An 18,687-nucleotide genomic window follows, 5' to 3' on the forward strand; every position below is an offset into this window, starting at 1 on the left:
TGTGGCCTGTGCGGCACACTCGACGACCACTGTAGTCTTTGCGGATTTCGCGGCCAACCGAACTTCGTGTTGCCTCAGTTACGAAGTTGTCGAGATGTGGGGGGTGTGGTCAGGTCTCGGGGTCCGCGGTGTGATGAGGGCTGCGAGGACGCGGCCCAGAAGAGCCAAGCCCGTGGCGCGGCCGGTCTCCGCGCGTTTGCGGGTGCGGAACTCGGCCGGGGTCGGGGGGTGGTGAGGTCATGTGAGGTGGGAGTGGGTGTTGAGGCCGGTGGGGGTGTGTTGTGCCAGCCAGCGTCTTGCGCCGACTTCGCTCGGGTACTCGCGGACCAGCGTCCATGCCGTGAGGCGGCTCACGAGGTAGGCGGCGATCGCGGGCATGACGGGAGCGGCGATGAGGAGGACGGCTCGGCCGAGGGCCAGGATGCCGGGGGCGCGGTGGTTGTGGGCGCGTTTGGCGTGCCAGGCGTCGTCGGGGGTGGGCGGGTTGCGCAGGCCCTCGTGGTGGCTTCGGCGTTGGGTGACCCAGCCCGCGACGAGGGCCGCCGCGCACAGGACGGCCTGGATGATGTTCGCCGGGGTGTGGAGGGCGGCCGGGAGGAGGTCGCGGAAGCCTTCGTAGAGGCCCAGCGCGAAGGCGCAGTAGGCGAGCATGAACAGGAGGAAGAAGAGGGTGAGCCCGGCGCGGCGCAGCCAGTACGGGACGCCTCGCCGGTACCAGGTGGTGCCCAGTCGGGGGAGGCTCGGTATCGCCGGGGTCTCAGAAGATGCTCGTGACGCCATGCCAGATGTCCTTCGCCAGTCGTACACCGTCGTCCTTGGTCCCCTCCAGGACGTGCCCCGTCCCGGTCAGCACACCGCCGACGACTCCGTGGTCGTGGATGTCCTCGCTCCAGTGCTCGTGGACGGCGTGGTCGAGGACGCTCGTCGCGAGGACCGTGGCGCCCACACCGACGGCGGCCACCGCCGCGGCGCCCTCGGCCGGCGCGGCGAGGACGGCGACGGCGCCGACGGCGAGCCCGCCGAGCGCGACGCCTCCGTCGACGACCGCGGCGTGTCCCCAGGACCACCCCTTGTCGTGGTCCTCCTTCGCCTCGATCGCCCCGCTCGCCGCTGCCGCCGCGACGTCCAGCACCGGCAGCTCCCGCAGGAACTCGGGGAGTTCGGCCACTCCCCGGCCCAGGCGGAGAGCGTCGGCCGCGTCGCCGAGTTTGAGGTTGAGGACGCGGTCGTAGGGAAGGGCGGTGCTGCCGCGGTCGGCGCGGGTGATGGCTTCTTCGAGGGAGTCGACCTTCATGAGGGCGTCGCGGTAGGCGCTCTTGGCGGGGAGGTCGGCGGGCAGGGAGCGGCCCGCTTTCTGGAAGGCCCTGCGCTCGGCCCGGAGTTCCTTCTTCGCCGCCTGGGCGTCCGCCTTGGCCTGGTCGATCTCCGTGCGGGCCTCCCGGCCCTTGGCGCGGGCGTCCTCCGCGTCGTAGGCGTAGAGACCGCGCAGGGCGTCCGCGAGGGTGATCTTGTCGATGGGGCCGACCGGTTCCGTCACCTCGGCGCACAGGGCCGTCAGCTGCTGGGCCGCCACCAGGCGCGCGTGCTGGGCCGTGTGCTGGATCTCGGTGCGGGCCGTGGTGTATTCGGTGAGGGCGGAGAGGGCTTTGTGGTCGGCAGTGGTCAGGGGGAGGGGGGTGCCTTTGGAGTCGGTGGGGACGCCTTGGCGGGTGGCTGTGTGTTCGGCGTTCTGGAGGGCTGTTTCGCAGGAGGAGAGTTGATCGGCGAGGGTTTCGAGGATGCCGCCGACCGCTTCGACGAGGCCGCCGAAGGCGCCGGCGGTCAGCGCGTCCCGCGTCCAGCTCGCGCGGAACTTCTCGGCGGCCTCGCCCTGCCAGCCGGTGTCCTTCACCAGGGATTCGACCTGGTCGGTGAGGGGGGTGATGACGGCTTCGAGGGAGGGTTTCGCCGTCTTGTAGGACGTGCCCATGGCCCGCAGGCCGCCGATGTCGCCGCCGATCCAGCTGTCGGTCATCAGCCCTCGCCCTTCATGAGGTCCTCGAAGAGGCCGTGGACGTCGATGTCGTGGCGGTGGAAGGAGTCGCGGGCGTAGGCGACCTTGTCGCCGTGGTCGTCGAGGCGGTCGGCGAAGAGGGTGTGGAGGGCGGAGATGAGGTGGGCGGCCTCGGAGATGGCGTGGTCGAGGCCGGGGTCGCCGCCGGCGGCGACGGCGGGGGTGAGCTGGGGGTGGAGGGCGCGGTAGTCGGCCGCCCGGGTGTGGAGGCCGGAGGCCATGGAGGTGAGGTCGGCGAGGACCACCTTGAAGTCCATCAGCGCACCGCCCCGGCGTACGCGGCGAGGTCGTCCGGCGTCCAGTGCGGGGCGGTGACCACGGGGTCGAGGCGGACCGTCACACCGTGCTCGCGCATGCCCTCCGCGAGGACGCCCAGCGAGGTCGCGACCCAGGGCTGGGCCTCGCCGAGGGCGTCCGCGAGGTGGCGCGGGCTCGTGAAGGCGAGGGCGACGGTGCCGGCGTCCGGGTGGGCGAAGAGTTCGTAGACGATGTACGCGGCGCCGTCGGTGTACCGGGGATGCGCGGGTACGAAGACCGGGGTGTGGTACGGCGGGAGGGTGGGGGCGGGGAGGTCGTAGTCGAGGAAGCAGGACCTGCGGGGCGGCTCGGGCGCGGGGGTGGCCGGGGCCTCCAGGTAGTCGAGCAGGCGTGACGCGTTCACTGTCCCCACCACCGTCTCCTTCTGTGTGCGCGGGCGTTGCGGCGCGCTCACAGTAGTCAGCGGGAGAAGGGGCGAATGCCGACATTTCAGGGTCGGGGCAGTGGTCCCACACCTAGCTCATACGGGGGCTTGGGGGCCGCCAGGCCAGCACTTGACCCCACCATGACCAGCACCCCCGTCACCCCCTCACGCCACCCCCCGCACCCGCTCCCGCCTCCTGCGCGCGTCCCTGATCGCCACCGCTCCCCCACCGATCCCGGCAACCAGCACCGCCGCCCCCACCGCGACATACGTCCCGAGCCGCGCGTCCCGCTGGGCCGGCGTCTCGCCGAGGTGGAACTTCGCCGGCGTCGGGGCCTCGGCGCCGGCCAGTCCCCGGTCGGGGTTGGGGGACTCGATCGGGCGGTCGTCCTCGGTCAGCGCGCGGACCGGGTCGACGACGCCCCAGCCGACGAGCCGGTCGTGCCCGGCGATCGTCCGCTCGGCCGTCTGCTCGATCTGCGCGACGACCTCACGGGCGGTCCAGTCGGGGTGCTTCGCCTTGACGAGGGCGGCGACACCGGCGACGTACGGGGCCGAGAAGCTGGTGCCGTTGTCGGAGCAGTGCCCGCCCCCGGGGACCGTGGAGATCATGTCGACGCCGGGCGCGGCGACGCCGACGAAGTCGCCGGACTGGGAGAACGCGGCGCGCTCGTTGTTGCGGTCGGAGGCGGCGACCGCGAGGACGCCGTCGTAGGAGGCGGGGTAGGTCTTCTTGACGTTGCCGCCCGTGCCGTCGTTGCCGGCGGAGGCGACGACCACGACGCCCTTCTCCAGGGCGTCCTCGACGGCCTGCCGCAGACTGTCGGACGGCTTACGGGCGCCCGTCGTGTCCTGGGAGATGTTGATGACGCCGGCCCCGGCGCCCACCGCGTAGCGGATCGCCTGCGCGAGCGTGTCCGGCGTCCCGTGTCCCTCGGCGTCGTTCTGCTTGACCGGGATGATCGTCGCCTCGGGGGCGAGGCCGACGAAGCCGGTGCCCTCGGCGGGGCGGGCCGCGATGATGCCGGCGACCTTGGTGCCGTGGCCGACGGTGTCGGTGGTGCCGCTGTCGTTGCCCCAGTCGAGGGGCTGGCCGTCGTCGCCCTTGGCGCCGGGCGGCTTGAAGGTGCGGCCGTCCTTGACGTCGACGGCGCCCTTGAGCTGCGGGTTCCTGACGTCGACGCCGGTGTCGATGACGGCGACCTTGACGTCCTTGCCCCTCGACTGGGTCCACAGCTCGTCCAGCATGACGCGCTGGAGGGACCAGGGGCGGCCGGGGTACTTGCCGTTGGGGAACGTGCACTGCTCGGAGTACTTGGGCTCGGCGGCGGAGGCGGTGGAGGGCGCGAGGGACAGGCCCGTCGCGAGGACGACCGCCAGCGCCGACGTCGTCCGCGCGCCCTTGTTCACGAGGTCGCGCATGTCAGGACCCCTGCGGCTGGCGGGCCGCCGCCGTCGAGAGGCGGGGGCCGGTGGGCAGGAACTCGGACCACGACGCGGGGATCGGCGTCGGGTCGACGTTCGCGTAGCCGAGGAGGGTCTGCGCCTGCTTGGCCTCCTGCTGTTGCTGCTTCAGCTTCTCGGGGGTGACGCCGATGCCGGCGTCGTCGGTGGCGCTGTCGGCGTTGGACTGCAGGACGTAGCGCAGGCCGGTGTCGGTGACGAGGAAGACCGGGCCCGCCTTGGTCTCGGTGCCCTGGAACTGGCGGTAGAGCTGGCCGGAGCCGGGGGTGACGTAGCCGCTGGAGGAGCCGGTGGGCAGGCTCTCGGGGAACCCGGTGCCGGCCCAGGTGCTGAGGGTCGTCGCGCCGGTGCCGCCGTCCACGGAGCGCAGCACGTTGCAGACGGTGCTGCGGGAACCGGCGTCGGTGGAGGGGTCGTTGACCGGCTGGGGCAGTTCGGTCGGCCAGGTGTACTCGGTACCGAAGGGGGCGCCCGGGACGATCTCGCCGGGGCTCATCGCCTTCGCCTTGCCGTCCTGCCCCAGGGGTTTGGCCAACTCCTTGCTGAACAGCAGGAGTTGGGCGACGAACGGGGTGATCGGGGCGACCCGGCCGGGCAGGACGACGTAGTACTGGTCCTTGTTGAGGTCGGACGCCTTGAGGACCATGCCGACCCGGTCGGTGTCCTCGTCGAGCTGGCCGGGGGCGTTCGCCTTGTCGCCGACGCCGCTGCCGACGGACGGGAACGTGATCGCGTTGCCCGTGTGGAGCGTCGCCATCCACTCCTTGGAGACCTTCTGCGCCTGCCGCCCCGAGCCGACGACCGCGCGCAGCAGCAGTTCGTCGGACTTGTCGACGCCGTACGCGCGCCCGCCCGCGTCGACGACGTACCGCTTGCCCTCGGGGTCCTGGACGTACAGGAGCTGACCGCCGGTGAGCCTGTTCGCGCCCTCGGTGGCGTCCATGTCGCGGGAGGCGAGGACGAGGGCCGCGCGCTGGATGGACTCGCCGCCCGCGCTGGGGCGTTCGCAGATCGCCCAGCGCTTGGCCTTGCCCGCCTCGCCGGGGTCCGGGAGGCGGTCGGGGGCGTAGGGGATGCCGATGGTGACGCCGTGCTTGATCTTGCCGCTGTCGAGGACGGACTCGGCGACCTGGACGACGTCGCCCTTGCCCGCGTCGAGCAGCAGCCGGGCCGAGGCCATGTTGAGGACGGGGTGCAGCTGCTTCTGGCCGCCGGTGGTCAGGACGACGTACCTGGTGGTCGACTTGCTCGCGACGATCACCTTGGCGCCGGGCTCGTCCCAGCCCTTGGGCGCGGTGGGTTTGAACATGCCCCAGGCGCCGAAGACGGCCATGACGACGACGCCGACGATCGCCCCGGGGATCACCCCGCGCAGCGGCCGGGGAGCGCCTTCCTCCGAGCCGGGCGACGAATGCGTGAACGCCGCGAGCATGCGGCGCTTCGCAAAGGTGTAGGCATTGAGCTCGTCACGCCGGGATGCCATCGGTGCCTGTCTCCCCCTAGGTCGCACGGGATGTGCCGGCGGGCGGGGCCCGCGTGCCGGACGCCCCCGCCCGCGATGTCAGAGCGGCCCCCTACTATGCCTGGTATCCACCGGGACGTGGGGCGCGGGTAGGTTGTCCGGGCACCGAAGGGCCTTGTGCGGTGCGGGAGAACCAGCGAGTTGTGAGGAGAACGGGGGGATGGAGTGAGGGCTTCCAGGACACGCGGCCGCTCGCCGGCCGAGGCGAGCGCACCGCACCTCACGTCGCGTTCGGGGCAGGCCGGGGCATTCCGGTTGCAACGACTGGTCCTGCTGGAGATCGCCGCCGCCGCTCTCGTCGTCGGCTGGGCGGTGAACACGGTCGCGCTCGCGGGCGCGGGCGTCCTCGCCGTCTGCCTGGTCCTGGTCGCGTTCGTCCGGCGCCGGGGGCGCACGCTGCCCGAGTGGGTGGCGACGGCCTGGGCGCTGCGCGCGCGGCAGCGCCGGGCCGCGAGCCTTGAGATACCGCCGGGCACCGAGCCGGGGCTCGCGCCGGCCGTCGAGTGCGACCCCACGCTGCGGACGTACACGTACGCGGGCCGCGACCGCCGTCCGGTCGGGATCGTCGGGGACGGCACGTTCGTCACCGCCGTCCTCCAGGTCGAGGCGGACTCGACGGCCCTGCGCGTGGAGCGCGACCGGCAGCCGCTGCCGCTGCGGCTCGTGTACGACGCGCTGGAGGTCGACGGGATCCGGCTGGAGTCGGCGCAGGTGGTCCTGCACACGCAGCCCGCGCCCGCGCTGCACCTGCCCCAGCAGTCGGTGGCCATCGCCAACTACGCGCCGCTCCAGGAGCAGACGGGGGCGCCGGCCGTGCGGATCACCTGGATCGCGCTGAAGCTGGACCCCGAGCTGTGCCCGGAGGCCGTCGCCGCGCGCGGAGGCGGGCTGACGGGTGCGCAGAAGTGCGTCGTCCGCGCCGCCGACCAGCTCGCGAGCCGGCTCACCGGGGCGGGCTTCCGGGCGACGCTGCTCGACGAGGAGGAGCTGACGTCCGCGATCGCGACGTCCGCGCACGCGAACCCGCTGGTCACGGCCGAGGCGGGGCGCACGGAGACGCGGGAGCGGCGGACCGAGGAGTCCGGGCGGGGCTGGCGGTGCGACAACCGCCGGCACACCACGTTCTGGGTGCGGCGCTGGCCCGCGCTCGGCGGGAACAGGGCGCCGTCGCTGCCGCAGCTCATCGCCCTCGTCACCGCGGTGCCCGCGCTCGCGACGACCTTCAGCCTCAGCCTCACGCGCGGGGAGCGACAGAACGCCTCCCTCGCCGGGTACCTGCGGGTGACCGGGCGCAGCGACGCCGAACTCGTCGCCGCGCGGCGCGCGCTCCAGGGGGCCGCGCGGCACACCGGGATGGGGCTCGTCCGGCTCGACCGGGAACAGGTGCCGGGGATGCTCGCCACGATGCCGCTCGGAGGGGTTCGATGACGACCGCGGTTTCTGTCGCCGGGGAGCGCGCGCGTGCGCTTCTGCGCTCCGGGTTCGGGCTCATCGGGCCCCGCCATGCCCGGCACTCCGTCTCCGTCGACCAGCTCGACGCGCTGTCGCTGCCCATCGGGGACGACGGGGTCGTCATCGGGGTCGATCCCGAGGGGCGGCCCTCGGTGCTCGGGCTCAACCGGCCCACGCCGTACGACGTGACGCTCATCGGCGGGCTCTGGACCGCCCAGGTCATCGCCCTGCGGGCCGCCGCGACGGGGGCGCGGGTCGCCGTCGAGACGGGGCGGCCGGGGGCCTGGATGCAGATGGTCCACGCGATGGGGGGCGGGCAGAACGGGCTCGCAGTCCACGAGGTGGGGCGGGTGCCTCCGCAGGGCACGTCGCCGGGGACTCCCGTGCTGGTCGTGCGGGACTGCGGGATGCAGCCGCCCCGGGGGCGGGTGGCCTCCGGGCCCTGGCAGTCCGTACTGACGCTGCTGCCCTATCTCAGCCCCGTCGCACCCCGGCTGATCCGGCAGGCCCGGCTGGTGGGGGTGCAGCGGATCTCGCCCGACGAGGCGGCCGAGCTGAGCCGGGCGATGCCGTTGCCCGCAGCCGATCGGGAGGCGCTGCCGACGCTGCCGGACGGGGTGACGCTGTGGTGCGGGGACCGGGACCGGCAGTACGTGATGACTCAGCCGACGGAGGCGGAGGTGGGGTTGCTGGGGATGGCTCGGCGGATGGACTGAGGGGGTGGGTCGAGGGGGTGGGCTGAGAGGGCAGGCTGAGGGGCGCGCGGAGAGAGCGGGCTGAGGGGGTGGGGCGAGGGGCGCGCGGAGGAGGCGGGCCGAGAGGGCGTGCGAAAGGGCGCGCGGAGAGAGCGGGCCGAGGGGGTGGGCCGAAAGGCGCACGGAGGAGGCGGGGCGAGGGGCACGCGGAGAAGGCGGGCCGAGAGGGCGGGCCGAGAGGGCGGGCTGAAGGGCGCGCGGAGGGGGCAGAGCGAGGGGGTGGGCCGAAGGGCGTGTGAAGGGGCGGGCTGAAGGGCGTACGGAGGGGGCGGGGCGAGGGGTGTGCGGGGGTTGTTGCGGTCCGCTTTCGTTTCCTCGGTTTCGCATGACCTTCACTTGGGCCTATGTGCCGGTTCGGTGCGGATTGTTCGGTGGGGTGGGTGGGGGCGGGTGCCGGTTTCGGGTGGTGTGTGGTGCGTTGGGGTCGTGCTGGGGGGTGGACGGGCCTGCCGGGGTGGGGCTTGTGGTGATTAGGCTGGTACCGGGCGCGTCGCCGGAACCCGTGGACCGGGGGCGGTGCCTCAGGGGGAGCCGGCGGGCAGGCGCGGTACTGGCCTCGGACGTCCCCCGCTGACCTCGGTCGGGCCTTCGGCGTCCGGTCGGTACGGGTCGGCTTCGACCACTTCGGATGTGACGCTACGAAATGGTCGTTCCTGGTGCGGTGTACGGAATGCCGCGTCCGGGGGAACGGCCACCTCAGGAGGAACTGTGAGCAGCGATCGGGACGGGATGCGCGGGGGCTGGGCCACGCCCGGCGATGACCAGCCCGACGCGGACTCCGGGGTCGACACGACGGGGGAGTTCACGATCGATTACGCCCCGCCGGCTTGGTATACGCAGAACGCGGGCGCGGGGGCCGGGGGGACCGGAGGGGCTGGGGCGCCTGTGACGCCGGGGGCGCCGGTCGGGCCGCCGGTGGGGGCTCCTGTGCCGGGGGTTCCTGCTCCGGGGGTGCCCTTGGGGAGCGGGTTCGAGCTTCAGGCGCCGGGGCAGGGCGGGAGTGGGGATCTGGACAGTCCGGCGACCATGCGGATCTCCTCCGCCGCGTTGAAGCGGGAGATCGCCGAGCGGGGTGGCGAGGCCGAGGGTGGCGCGCCTGGTGCCGCCTCGGCGGAGTCCTTCGGGAACGGTTCGGACAGTGGTGCCGGAGCAGAGGGTGTCGCTCAGGGCGCCCCCGCCGACGGTGGTTCCGCCGGCCCCGCCGCCGATCTCGCCGGTTCCGCCGACCCCGTCAGCCCGATCAGCCCCGCCGAGCAGGGCACCGAGCCGGGCTCCGAGACCCCGGCCGCCGAAGAGCAGAGCGGTGACGACGAGGCCGTCCAGGGACAGGGCGTCGAGTCCGACGCCGAGAGCGGTGACTCCGCCGCCAGCCCTCAGGCTCAGGCCACCGGCCCGGACGCCGAGTCCGCTGACCAGGTCGCTGCTCAGGCCGCCGACTCGGGCACCGCGCCCGAGGGCCAAGCGTCCGCACCTGAGACCGAGGCGCAGACGTCCGCGTCTGAGGCCGGGACCGACGCTCAGGTGACCGCGCCCGAGGACAACGCCCAGACGCCCGGGCCCGGGGCCGACACCCAGACGTCCGCACCTGAGGCCAACGCCCAGGTGCCCGCGTCTGAAACCGGCGCCCAGGACTCCGCGCCCACCGCCGAGTCCGACGCCCCGGCCGCTCCCGAAGCCCAGCCCGCCGCCCCGGCCCCCGCAGCCGACGGTGCCACCCCCGCGCCCCAGGACGGCTCCTGGCCTCTGCCCGCGCCCGCCGTCCCCCCGCTCCCCCCGTCCTACGAGCCCGCTGCCCCGGCTCCGGCCGCCCAGTGGCCCGCTCAGCCTCAGCTGGGCGCCCAGCCTCAGCCGGGTGCCCAGCCCCCGCAGGTTCCGCCGGGCGCACCAGGCACGCCCCCGAACTGGCCCCCGGCGCAGCCGGGTTACGGCTTCCCGCAGCCGTCCGCGACCCCCCAGCAGTCGGCCACTCCCCCGGCGGGCTACGGCTTCCCCCAGCCCCCGGCCACGGCCCCCGACGCCAACCCCCAGGCCGGTTACGGCTTCCCGCAGCCCCAGCAGCCGGGCACGCCCCCGACGCCGCCCGGCGCTCCGGCGGGCTACGGCTTCCCCCACCCCCAACAGCCTGGCGCCACACCCCCCAACGCCCCGGCGGGCCCCGGTTTCCCGCAGCCGCCGGCCGCGAGCCCGGCATCCACGAGCCCGGCATCCGCAGCACCCACCGCGCCCCCGGCGACCCCGCCCACACCCCCCGGCCCTCCGGCCGGTTACGGCTTCCCCCACCCCGCGACCACCCCCACACCGCACCCCGGCGCCGCCCCCACGCCCCCCGCCGGTCACGGCTTCCCCCAGCCCACGCCTCCCGGCACCCCGGCTGGCCAGCCCCTCCCGGACGCCCAGCCGCCCACGGCACCCCCCACTCCCCCGGCGGGCTACGGCTTCCCCCAGCCGGGAGCCACCCAGCAGCCGACACCCCCCGCTCCCCCTGCGGGCCACGGCTTCCCCCAGCCGGAAGGCGCCCAGCAGCCGACACCCCCCGCTCCTCCGGCGGGTTACGGCTTCCCGCAGCCGTCCGCGAACCCCCAGCAGCAGCCGGCCACTCCCCCCGCGAGCTACGGCTTCCCCCAGCCGGGAGCCACCCAGCAGCCGATGCCTCCCGGCGCCCCGGCGGGCTACGGCTTCCCGCAGCCGCAGCCCCCGGCCACGGCCCCCAACGCCAACCCCCAAGCCGGTTACGGCTTCCCCCAGCCCCAACAACCGGCCCCCCAGCAGCCGGCACCCCCGCAGCCCGCCCCCAACCCCGGCTTCCCGCAGCCCCCCGCCGGCCAAGCGGCCCCCGTCGACCCCCGCACCGGCATGGCCTGGCCGCAGCCCCTCCAGCACGACCAGCGGCAGCCGGTGAACCCCGGGGCGGCGCCGCTCGGTTACACCGCCGCCGTCGAGCTCTCCTCGGACCGGCTGCTGAACAACAAGAAGCAGAAGGCGAAGAGCAGCAGGCCGGGCGCGGGTGGCTCGCGGTTCAAGCTGGGCGGGAAGAAGGAGGAGGCGGAGCGGCAGCGGAAGCTGGACCTGATCCGGACGCCCGTGCTGTCGTGCTACCGGATCGCGGTGATCAGCCTGAAGGGCGGCGTGGGGAAGACCACGACGACGACGGCGCTCGGCTCGACCCTGGCCACCGAGCGGCAGGACAAGATCCTCGCGATCGACGCGAACCCGGACGCCGGCACGCTGGGCCGGCGTGTGCGGCGGGAGACGGGGGCGACGATCCGGGACCTCGTCCAGGCGATCCCGTACCTCAACTCGTACATGGACATCAGGCGGTTCACCTCGCAGGCCCCCTCGGGCCTGGAGATCATCGCCAACGACGTCGACCCGGCCGTCTCGACGACGTTCAACGACGAGGACTACCGGCGGGCCATAGACGTCCTGGGCAACCAGTACCCGATCATCCTCACGGACTCCGGCACCGGTCTGCTCTACAGCGCGATGCGCGGTGTCCTCGACCTCGCCGACCAGCTGATCATCATCTCCACCCCGTCCGTCGACGGCGCGTCCAGCGCGAGCACCACCCTGGACTGGCTCTCGGCGCACGGTTACGCGGACCTCGTCGCCCGGTCCCTGACGGTCATCTCCGGGGTCCGCGAGACCGGCAAGATGATCAAGGTGGAGGACATCGTCAGCCACTTCGAGACCCGTTGCCGCGGCGTCGTCGTCGTGCCCTTCGACGAACACCTCGCGGCCGGCGCGGAAGTCGACCTCGACATGATGCGCCCCAAGGTCCGCGAGGCGTACTTCCACCTCGCCTCCCTGGTCGCCGAGGACTTCGTCCGCCACCAGCAGTCCCACGGCCTGTGGACAAGCGACGGCAACCCACCCCCGGTAGCGGCCCCCCCGATGCCGGGCCAGCAGATGCCGCCGTACCCCGGCCAGCCGTACCCGCAGCAGGGGCAGCAGCCGTATCCCCCGTACCAGCCGCCGCGGCAGTAGACGACAAGAGGGCCGGTGCTCGAAGGAGCACCGGCCCTTTTTGTTCGACTCTCAGCCCTCTTCGGCCGCCGCCACCAACTCCCGGCACTTCTTCACATCCAGCGCCATCTGCTCCAACAACGCGTCCAGCGAGTCGAACTTGGCCTGCCCCCGCACGTACGCCAAAAAGTCGACGCACACATGCAACCCGTACAGATCAAGCCCCACCCGGTCGATGGCGTACGCCTCAACCGTACGCGTCGTCCCGTCGAACTGCGGATTCGTACCGACGGAGATCGCGGCCGGCATAGCCTCCCCCGCCGCGTGCAACCACCCCGCGTACACCCCGTCCGCCGGAACGGCCGTGTGCGGCAGGGTCTCGACGTTGGCGGTGGGGAACCCCAACTCCCGCCCCCGCTGGGCCCCGTGGACGACGACACCCTCAACTCGATGCGGCCGCCCCAGGATTTCACCGGCCCCCTCGACATCCCCCTCGGCGACCAGACGCCGCGTCAGAGTGGACGAGAACGGCTGTCCCCCGCCCGCCTCCCCCGCGACGAACAGATCCACGACCTCGACCTCGAAGTCGTACACCTTCCCCTGCTCCGCCAGAAACTCGACGTTCCCCGCCGCCCGGTGCCCGAACCGGAAGTTGGGCCCCTCGACGACCGCCTTCGCGTGCAGCTTGTCGACGAGGACCTTGACGACGAACTCGGCCGGCGAGAGCTTGGAGAACTCGGTGGTGAACGGCAGCACCAGCACCGCGTCCACCCCCAGCCCGGCCATCAGGTCGGCGCGCCGGTGATGCGGCGCGAGCAGCGGCGGATGACTCCCCGGCCGCACGACCTCGCTGGGGTGCGGATCGAACGTGACGACGACGGCCGGCACCCCGAGTTCCCGCGCCCGCTCCACCGCGTGCCGGACGATCAGCTGGTGGCCGCGGTGGACGCCGTCGTAGGAACCGATGGTGACGACGCTGCGCCCCCAGTCCTGGGGGATGTCCTCCAAGCCACGCCAGCGCTGCACTGTGACCGCTCCTCGAACCCGTGTCCGTACCGTTTCTTAAGACTGCGCAGGTCTAAGGGTGCCATGTCCGACGGCCCCCGTTCTCATCGGCATCCGCGCTGTGACAGGGCGCACGCGTTCACGCCGGGGCGCCGGCTCCCGCCAGGTTCTCGATCATGCGGCGGGCGGCGGGGCCGACGACCGTCGCCCACTCGTCCGGCGCCTCGGTGAGCCAGCCGGCGACGCGCGCGGCGAAGCCGGGCACGTGGCGGCCGAGGTCGACCAGGCCGCGGTCGAAGCGGGTGGCGCCGTCGGGCGTGCGGACGAGGAGGCGGCCGGTGCGGTGGACCAGGTCGCGGGAGCGGTGGCGGGCGGCGGCGTGCAGGAAGGTCGTGAGGACGGCGGGGTCGTCCTCGTGGGCGAGCAGGAACTCGCGCAGTTCCGCGCGCAGGGCGGAGTCGTCCGGGGTGGCGAGGACGGCCGCGAGCGCGGAGCGCACCTGGTGGGGGGCGGTCGTCAGGAGCGAGGTGACCAGGGGGTGGAGGACGGCCCGCGCGGGCGTGCCCTGGGCGAGCCGCGCGTCGACGTAGCCGGCGACCGCCTCCGCCGTCTCCGGGCGGCGTTCCACCGTCTCCCGCACCATGATCGCGATGCGGCGGGTCAGGGGGTGGGTGGTGACGCCGGCCAGGGCGCGCAGGGTGGTCGCCGGGTCGGTGTCGGGGCGGTTCAGGCGGGTGCGGAAGGCTTTCAGGACCGGTTCGGGGTGGGTTGTCAGCGCCGGGAGCAGGGCGGTCGCGGGGAGCCCGGGGTCGGCGGCGGTGAAGTGGGCCAGGGCCTGCGGGAGATGGGTGGCGCGGATCCGGGGGTCCTGGACGAGGAGGGCCAACGCGCCGCCCTCCAGCGGGAGTTCGGTGCGCAGTTCCTCCGCCGCGTACCTCAGGAGGTCGCGGTCGGCGTCCGTGCGGACGTGCGGGGCCGCCTTCAGGCCGTACGAGACCGCCGCGACCCGGCGCGCCGGGCGGGTGTCCCGCGCCCAGCGGTCCACCGCCCGGCACAGCGCCGAGGGCTCGTCCTCCGCGAGCGCGCCGAGCAGTTCGTCGGCCCTGCGGTGGCCGCAGCCCACCAGGACGTCCGTCAGGTCGTCCAGCGCCCGGTGCCGGTGCGCGTACAGCAGCGCCTGCGCCGCCTCGGCCACCGTCGCCTCCGGGGCGCCGGGCAGCGGGCGGTCGTCCTCGAACCACAGGGTCAGGTGGGGCTGGACGGTGGTGGGGTCGGCGGCCAGCAGCTCCGCCACGGCGTCCAGGTAGCGGGGGGCTCGCGTGTCCGGGGGCGGGTCCGCGCGCAGGAGGTGGCGCAGGAGGGTGAACAGCGGGGCCGCGGGGAGCGGGAGCGCCGTCCAGAACGCCGGGGGGAACGCCGTCGCCGGCTTCCCGGCGGCCGTCCGCGCGACCACGTGGTCCGCGACGGCGTGCAGGACCTCCAGGTACGCGGTCGCGTCCGGGACCCTCAGCAGCGTCTCCGTCAGCAGGTGCGCGGGCCACCACGCGTCCGGGGTCTCCGCCAGGGCGGACGTCAGCTTCCCCAGGTGCCGGGCCAGCCGGGGCGGTCCCTGGTGGCGTGCCGACAGGAGCAGGGCCTCCACCACGGGGCCGATCCTGTGGTGCGGGACGGGGACGAGGTGGGGGCTGCGGGGGCGGTGAGCCAGCGCGTTCAGCGCCTCCTCCAGGTCCAGGTGCGTGCCCTGGATCCAGTCGGCCAGTTCCTCGTGGGCGAACCTGTACCCCGTGCCCGCCGGTACCAGCAGGCCCTCCGCCAGCACCGCCGACGCCCACCCCGTGCCGCCGCCCAGCCTCGCCGGGGCCTGGCCCCACGGGAACACGTCCTCGAACGCCGCCCTGTCCAACTCCCCCTGTCCCGGGCCCAGGCTGCGCCTCGCCGCCTCGTGCACCTGCCCCGACACCCGCGCCGCGAGGCGCCTCACGGCGGTGCCCCTGAGCCCGTTCTCCACGGCCAGCCGCACGGCGATCCGCAGGCACATCAGGTCCAGGTAGGCGCCGAAGACGTCGTCCCTGTCCGCGTCGACGGGCGCCGGCGTACGGGGCATCGCCTCCCGCACCTCCCCGAGCAGCCGAAGACTGAGCGGATGCAGCCCCGCCCTCCCCCCGAGCGCCCCCTCAGGCACCCGATACCGCACCCGAGCGACCCTCGCCTCCTCCTCCGTGAACTCCCCGACCTCCACACACGCGGGCAACTCCGGCCGAGAGGAACGGACTTCGTCCTCGACCGCTGGACGCTCCGAGGAGCAGAGAGCGAGGGGCGTGAGCTGGTGAACGGCGGAAGGGGCCGGCGAGTTGTCATCTGATGCTGTCGCCCCCCTCCCCCCACTCCCCCTCCCCCGCCCACCCCCGTACAACATCTCCCCCGGAAACTCCGCCCCCGCGTGCTCCCAGAACTCCGGGCGGCAGGCCAGCACGAGCCGAGCGCCGGTCTCACGGAGCCAGGTCGCTGTGGCGCGGGTCCAGGAGGGGAGGCGGTGGGAGAGGAAGGGCGGCATCTCCTCGGGGGCATCGAGGAGGAGGTAGAGAGGGCGCCCGTAGCTGAGGGAGAGCCGGGAGACGATCGCGGGGGTGATGGTCTCGGCGTCGGGAGGCGCGGTGGGCGCGTCCGACGTCGTGACGATCCGCGCGGCCCGCCGCAGCGCCCGCCCCACCGCGTCCGCCAGGGACTCGTCGTCGTCCCGCAGATCCGCCCCGCGCAGCCACAGCGTCGGCGCCGGCTCGGACGACCGGTGCCGACGGGCCGCCAGCGCCGCGAGTTCCGTCGTCCGCCCGCTCCCCGGTGCCCCCACCAGCGCCAGCACCGACGCGTCCCCCCGCGCGAACGCCGCGAACTCCCGCACGACGCCGCCCCGTTCGACCGGCAGCACGGCAGAGCCCTCCGCCTCCCCGCCGCCGGGCCACCCCCCGACCCACCCCACGAGCGCCCCCACCGGCCCGTCCGACCCCACCGACGTGGCCGTCACCTCCAGCACCCCCGCCAGATTCAGGTCCGCCCCGTACGCGGGCACGGTCGCCGCGTTGCGGGCCAGCACTTCCGCGAGGGCCCCGCTGCGGCGGGCCCCCGGCCGCAGCTGCACGGCGAATCCGACGTCCCGGTGGCCGGTCTGGAGGGCCGTGCCGAGGACGGCGACGACCGTGCCCGTCGCCGCGTCGAGGACGGGACCCCCCGCGGCCCCGCCGCCGAGGCGGAGCGCGTCGCGGCCGGCGGTGCCGATGGCGAGTTCGAGGGTGTCGTCGAGGAGGTGGAACCGGTCGGTGGCCGTGTACGTGGCCTGCGCGGCGGCGAGGACCCGCGCCTCGCGCCAGCCGCCGGCGGCGACGCGGACGTACGTCCCCGTGGCGGCCCGCTCCCGGACGGAGACGGGCAGCGGGGCCATGTCCAGCCCCTCCGTGTGGACGAGCGCGAGGTCCAGCTCGGGGAGGGGGGTGACGGCGGCGGAGGTGACGACGCACGTGCGGTCCCCGGCGCCGTGCAGGACGATCCGGGGCAGCCCGTCGACGACTTCGTGCGCGGTGATCAGCGTGCCGTGGTGGTCGGCGAGGAACCCGGTGCCGCGGGGGCGCCCGGCGAGATCTCGGATGCGGACGACGACGTCGTCCGTGCCGTCCTGAGCTGCCCGTCCCCCCACCGTGTGCCTCCCGCCCGCGCCCGTCGCCCTGCTTCGACGGTAGGGCGGCGGTGATCAGCGGGACAGATCGCGGGGCGAACGCGCCCCCTCGCACTCCCTCGGTTCACTCCGAGCGCCCGCCCGGACGGGTGAACAAACACCGGCCGATGGACAACCCTGGAGTCGGGGGAACCGAGGGGGGACCGTGGAGCGGCAGGCACCCCGTGCTCGCCGCTCCACGGACAACACCCTCGGCCGAGACGGGCAAGGCCCTCAGCCGAAGACGGCCAGGCTCTTCGCCTTCCCCTTCTCCGACTCGACGAGCGCGAGAAAGCGCCCCTCCGGGTCGAAGACGGCGACGGCCCCGCGCCCGGCGTACTCGTCGGGCAGGTCGAGGCGGACCCCGTTCAGCAGCAGCCGCGCCCGCTTCACGTCGACGTCCCAGCGGGGGAACGCGGCGGCGGCGGCCTCGGCGATCGGCATGACCGTCAGCTCCTGCTGGAGCTGGTCGAGGGTGCGCGCGGAGTCCAGCTTGTAGGGCCCGACCCGGGTGCGCCGCAGCGCGGTGAGGTGCCCGCCGACACCGAGCCCGGCGCCCAGGTCGCGGGCGAGGGCGCGGATGTAGGTGCCGGAGGAGCAGACAACGGAGACGACCAGGTCGAGGACGGGTGTGCCGTCGTCGGCGACGGCCTCGCGGACGTCGTACACCTGGAAGGAGGAGATCCGCACCGGGCGGGCCGGGATCTCGAAGTCCTCGCCGTCGCGGGCCCGCTTGTAGGAGCGGACGCCGTCGATCTTGATGGCGCTGACCTTGGAGGGCACCTGCATGATGTCGCCGGTGAGCTGGGCGACGCCTTCGAGGACGGCGTCCTTGGTGACGCCGGACGCGTCGGCGGACGCCGTGATCTCGCCCTCGGCGTCGTCCGTGACCGTGGTCTGGCCGAGGCGGACGGTGCCCAGGTACTCCTTCTCGGTCAGCGCGAGGTGCCCGAGGAGCTTGGTCGCCTTCTCGACGCCCAGGACGAGGACGCCCGTCGCCATCGGGTCGAGCGTGCCGGCGTGGCCGACGCGACGGGTGCGGGCGATGCCGCGCATCTTGGCGACCACGTCGTGGGAGGTGAAGCCCGACGGCTTGTCGACGATGACGAGGCCGTCGGGCGGGGTGGGCTTGCTGGTCATTCGGCGGCGCTGTCCGTCTCGTCGTCGGGCTTCTTGTACGGGTCGGCGCCGCCCGCGTAGTCCGCGCCGGCCGATGCCTCGCGGACCTTCTCGTCGGACAGCCGTGCCTTGTCGAGCAGGTCCTCGATGGTGCGGGCGTTGTCCGGGAGGGCGTCGGCGACGAAGGTCAGGGTCGGCGTGAACTTCACGCCGGCCGCGCGGCCCACCTCGGAGCGCAGGATGCCCTTGGCGCTCTCCAGGCCCGCCGCGGCCTCGGCCCGCTCCTCCTCACCGCCGTACACCGTGTAGAAGACGGTCGCCTCCCGCAGGTCGCCGGTGACCCGAGCGTCCGTGATGGTGACGTGCGTACCGAGCCGTGGGTCCTTGATCCCGCGCTGGAGCTTGTTGGCCACCACCTCTCGGATGAGGTCCGCCAGCCTCTTGGCGCGCGCGTTGTCGGCCACTGGTCCGTCTCCTTCGTCCTACTTCACTTGCCGCTTGCTTCAGTCTTCGTCGCCGTGGAGCCTGCGTCGAACCGAAAGCAGCTCCACCTCTGGCCGCGCGGCGACAAGTCGCTCACAGCGGTCCAGTACATCTGTCAGGTGTTCCGTGTCACCCGAGACCACCGCGAGCCCGATCTCGGCCCTGCGATGGAGGTCCTGATTCCCCGTCTCCGCCACGCTCACCGCGTACTTGCGCTGTAGCTCGGCCACGATCGGACGGACGACGGAACGCTTCTCCTTCAGCGAGTGAACATCGCCGAGAAGAAGGTCGAAGGACAGAGTCCCCACGTACATGTACGGCCGGTTCACCCGCCGGCTCGGGCTCGAAGGCCCTGTCCGCCGGATGGGGACAGGGACATCGAGAACGGTACATCGATCGGGCCGGCCGGCTCGACGGATATTCCGGCACCCCCAAAGCGCCGGTCGAGCATTCTCAGCCCGTCTGGGGGCGGCAGCCCCCACA

General features: G+C 73.7%; 14 protein-coding genes and 1 pseudogene. 4 read left to right on the plus strand and 11 right to left on the minus strand.

The window, feature by feature from the left end; translation table 11 throughout:
* Positions 1 to 237 precede the first annotated feature (237 nt).
* From IAG44_RS10545 to eccB, 6 genes are all read right to left on the minus strand, one after another.
* A complete protein-coding gene (locus tag IAG44_RS10545) occupies positions 238 to 780 on the minus strand; it encodes a hypothetical protein (RefSeq protein ID WP_187746875.1) in 543 nt (180 codons plus the stop codon).
* The gene (locus IAG44_RS10550) at positions 758 to 2,014 is read right to left on the minus strand and encodes a WXG100 family type VII secretion target (RefSeq protein ID WP_187746876.1); all 1,257 of its coding nucleotides are present in this window, start codon (positions 2,012 to 2,014) and stop codon (positions 758 to 760) included. The genes IAG44_RS10545 and IAG44_RS10550 overlap by 23 nt, the downstream gene beginning before the upstream one ends.
* Positions 2,014 to 2,310, minus strand: a complete 297-nt coding sequence (locus tag IAG44_RS10555) for a DUF6317 family protein (protein ID WP_187746877.1) — start codon at positions 2,308 to 2,310, stop codon at positions 2,014 to 2,016. The genes IAG44_RS10550 and IAG44_RS10555 overlap by 1 nt, the downstream gene beginning before the upstream one ends.
* The gene (locus IAG44_RS43420; protein ID WP_246561629.1) at positions 2,310 to 2,723 is read right to left on the minus strand and encodes an SAV_915 family protein; all 414 of its coding nucleotides are present in this window, start codon (positions 2,721 to 2,723) and stop codon (positions 2,310 to 2,312) included. The genes IAG44_RS10555 and IAG44_RS43420 overlap by 1 nt, the downstream gene beginning before the upstream one ends.
* A gap of 177 nt (positions 2,724 to 2,900) precedes the next feature.
* Positions 2,901 to 4,157, minus strand: a complete 1,257-nt coding sequence (mycP, locus tag IAG44_RS10565; protein ID WP_187746878.1) for a type VII secretion-associated serine protease mycosin — start codon at positions 4,155 to 4,157, stop codon at positions 2,901 to 2,903.
* A 1-nt stretch (position 4,158) separates the two neighbouring features.
* On the minus strand, positions 4,159 to 5,682 hold the full coding sequence (gene eccB, locus IAG44_RS10570) for a type VII secretion protein EccB (RefSeq protein ID WP_187746879.1): 1,524 nt from the start codon (positions 5,680 to 5,682) through the stop codon (positions 4,159 to 4,161).
* 204 nt (positions 5,683 to 5,886) lie between these two features.
* On the opposite strand from eccB, the gene eccE reads away from it, so the two are divergent.
* The 4 genes and pseudogenes from eccE to IAG44_RS10585 all read left to right on the plus strand — a co-directional run bounded on the left by eccE (position 5,887) and on the right by IAG44_RS10585 (position 11,912).
* Positions 5,887 to 7,149, plus strand: a complete 1,263-nt coding sequence (gene eccE, locus IAG44_RS10575; protein ID WP_246561632.1) for a type VII secretion protein EccE — start codon at positions 5,887 to 5,889, stop codon at positions 7,147 to 7,149.
* Positions 7,146 to 7,889: a hypothetical protein gene (locus IAG44_RS10580; RefSeq protein ID WP_187746881.1), complete on the plus strand. Its 744-nt coding sequence runs from the start codon at positions 7,146 to 7,148 to the stop codon at positions 7,887 to 7,889. Before eccE ends, IAG44_RS10580 begins: the two co-directional genes overlap by 4 nt.
* A gap of 747 nt (positions 7,890 to 8,636) precedes the next feature.
* Positions 8,637 to 8,765: pseudogene (locus tag IAG44_RS44730) on the plus strand (SCO5717 family growth-regulating ATPase); the annotation flags it as partial.
* Positions 8,766 to 8,954: 189 nt separating this feature from the next.
* The gene (locus IAG44_RS10585) at positions 8,955 to 11,912 is read left to right on the plus strand and encodes a nucleotide-binding protein (protein WP_246561634.1); all 2,958 of its coding nucleotides are present in this window, start codon (positions 8,955 to 8,957) and stop codon (positions 11,910 to 11,912) included.
* Between the two features lie 51 nt (positions 11,913 to 11,963).
* Here IAG44_RS10585 and IAG44_RS10590 read toward each other — a convergent pair whose 3' ends face one another.
* The 5 genes from IAG44_RS10590 to IAG44_RS10610 form a co-directional block, all read right to left on the minus strand.
* The gene (locus tag IAG44_RS10590; protein ID WP_187746883.1) at positions 11,964 to 12,917 is read right to left on the minus strand and encodes a bifunctional riboflavin kinase/FAD synthetase; all 954 of its coding nucleotides are present in this window, start codon (positions 12,915 to 12,917) and stop codon (positions 11,964 to 11,966) included.
* 118 nt (positions 12,918 to 13,035) lie between these two features.
* A complete protein-coding gene (locus tag IAG44_RS10595; RefSeq protein WP_187746884.1) occupies positions 13,036 to 16,584 on the minus strand; it encodes a trypsin-like peptidase domain-containing protein in 3,549 nt (1,182 codons plus the stop codon).
* A 252-nt stretch (positions 16,585 to 16,836) separates the two neighbouring features.
* Positions 16,837 to 17,742: a tRNA pseudouridine(55) synthase TruB gene (gene truB, locus IAG44_RS10600; RefSeq protein WP_187746885.1), complete on the minus strand. Its 906-nt coding sequence runs from the start codon at positions 17,740 to 17,742 to the stop codon at positions 16,837 to 16,839.
* Positions 17,739 to 18,185, minus strand: a complete 447-nt coding sequence (gene rbfA / locus IAG44_RS10605) for a 30S ribosome-binding factor RbfA (RefSeq protein ID WP_187746886.1) — start codon at positions 18,183 to 18,185, stop codon at positions 17,739 to 17,741. The genes truB and rbfA overlap by 4 nt, the downstream gene beginning before the upstream one ends.
* 39 nt (positions 18,186 to 18,224) lie before the next feature.
* Positions 18,225 to 18,518 carry a DUF503 domain-containing protein gene (locus IAG44_RS10610; protein ID WP_055719360.1) on the minus strand — a complete coding sequence of 98 codons (294 nt, stop codon included), beginning with the start codon at positions 18,516 to 18,518 and terminating at the stop codon, positions 18,225 to 18,227.
* Between the last annotated feature and the right edge of the window lie 169 nt (positions 18,519 to 18,687).

The sequence above is a fragment of the Streptomyces roseirectus genome, assembly GCF_014489635.1.
Classification (GTDB): domain Bacteria; phylum Actinomycetota; class Actinomycetes; order Streptomycetales; family Streptomycetaceae; genus Streptomyces; species Streptomyces roseirectus.

Bases quoted from the DNA above. Each gene is read 5' to 3' on its own strand.
- eccB (WP_187746879.1), bottom strand. From the start codon at position 5,682: ATGGCATCCCGGCGTGACGAGCTCAATGCCTACACCTTTGCGAAGCGC.
- IAG44_RS10545 (WP_187746875.1), bottom strand. From the start codon at position 780: ATGGCGTCACGAGCATCTTCTGAGACCCCGGCGATACCGAGCCTCCCC.
- mycP (WP_187746878.1), bottom strand. From the start codon at position 4,157: ATGCGCGACCTCGTGAACAAGGGCGCGCGGACGACGTCGGCGCTGGCG.
- truB (WP_187746885.1), bottom strand. From the start codon at position 17,742: ATGACCAGCAAGCCCACCCCGCCCGACGGCCTCGTCATCGTCGACAAG.
- IAG44_RS10555 (WP_187746877.1), bottom strand. From the start codon at position 2,310: ATGGACTTCAAGGTGGTCCTCGCCGACCTCACCTCCATGGCCTCCGGC.
- IAG44_RS10585 (WP_246561634.1), top strand. From the start codon at position 8,955: ATGCGGATCTCCTCCGCCGCGTTGAAGCGGGAGATCGCCGAGCGGGGT.
- IAG44_RS10550 (WP_187746876.1), bottom strand. From the start codon at position 2,014: ATGACCGACAGCTGGATCGGCGGCGACATCGGCGGCCTGCGGGCCATG.
- IAG44_RS10580 (WP_187746881.1), top strand. From the start codon at position 7,146: ATGACGACCGCGGTTTCTGTCGCCGGGGAGCGCGCGCGTGCGCTTCTG.
- IAG44_RS10610 (WP_055719360.1), bottom strand. From the start codon at position 18,518: ATGTACGTGGGGACTCTGTCCTTCGACCTTCTTCTCGGCGATGTTCAC.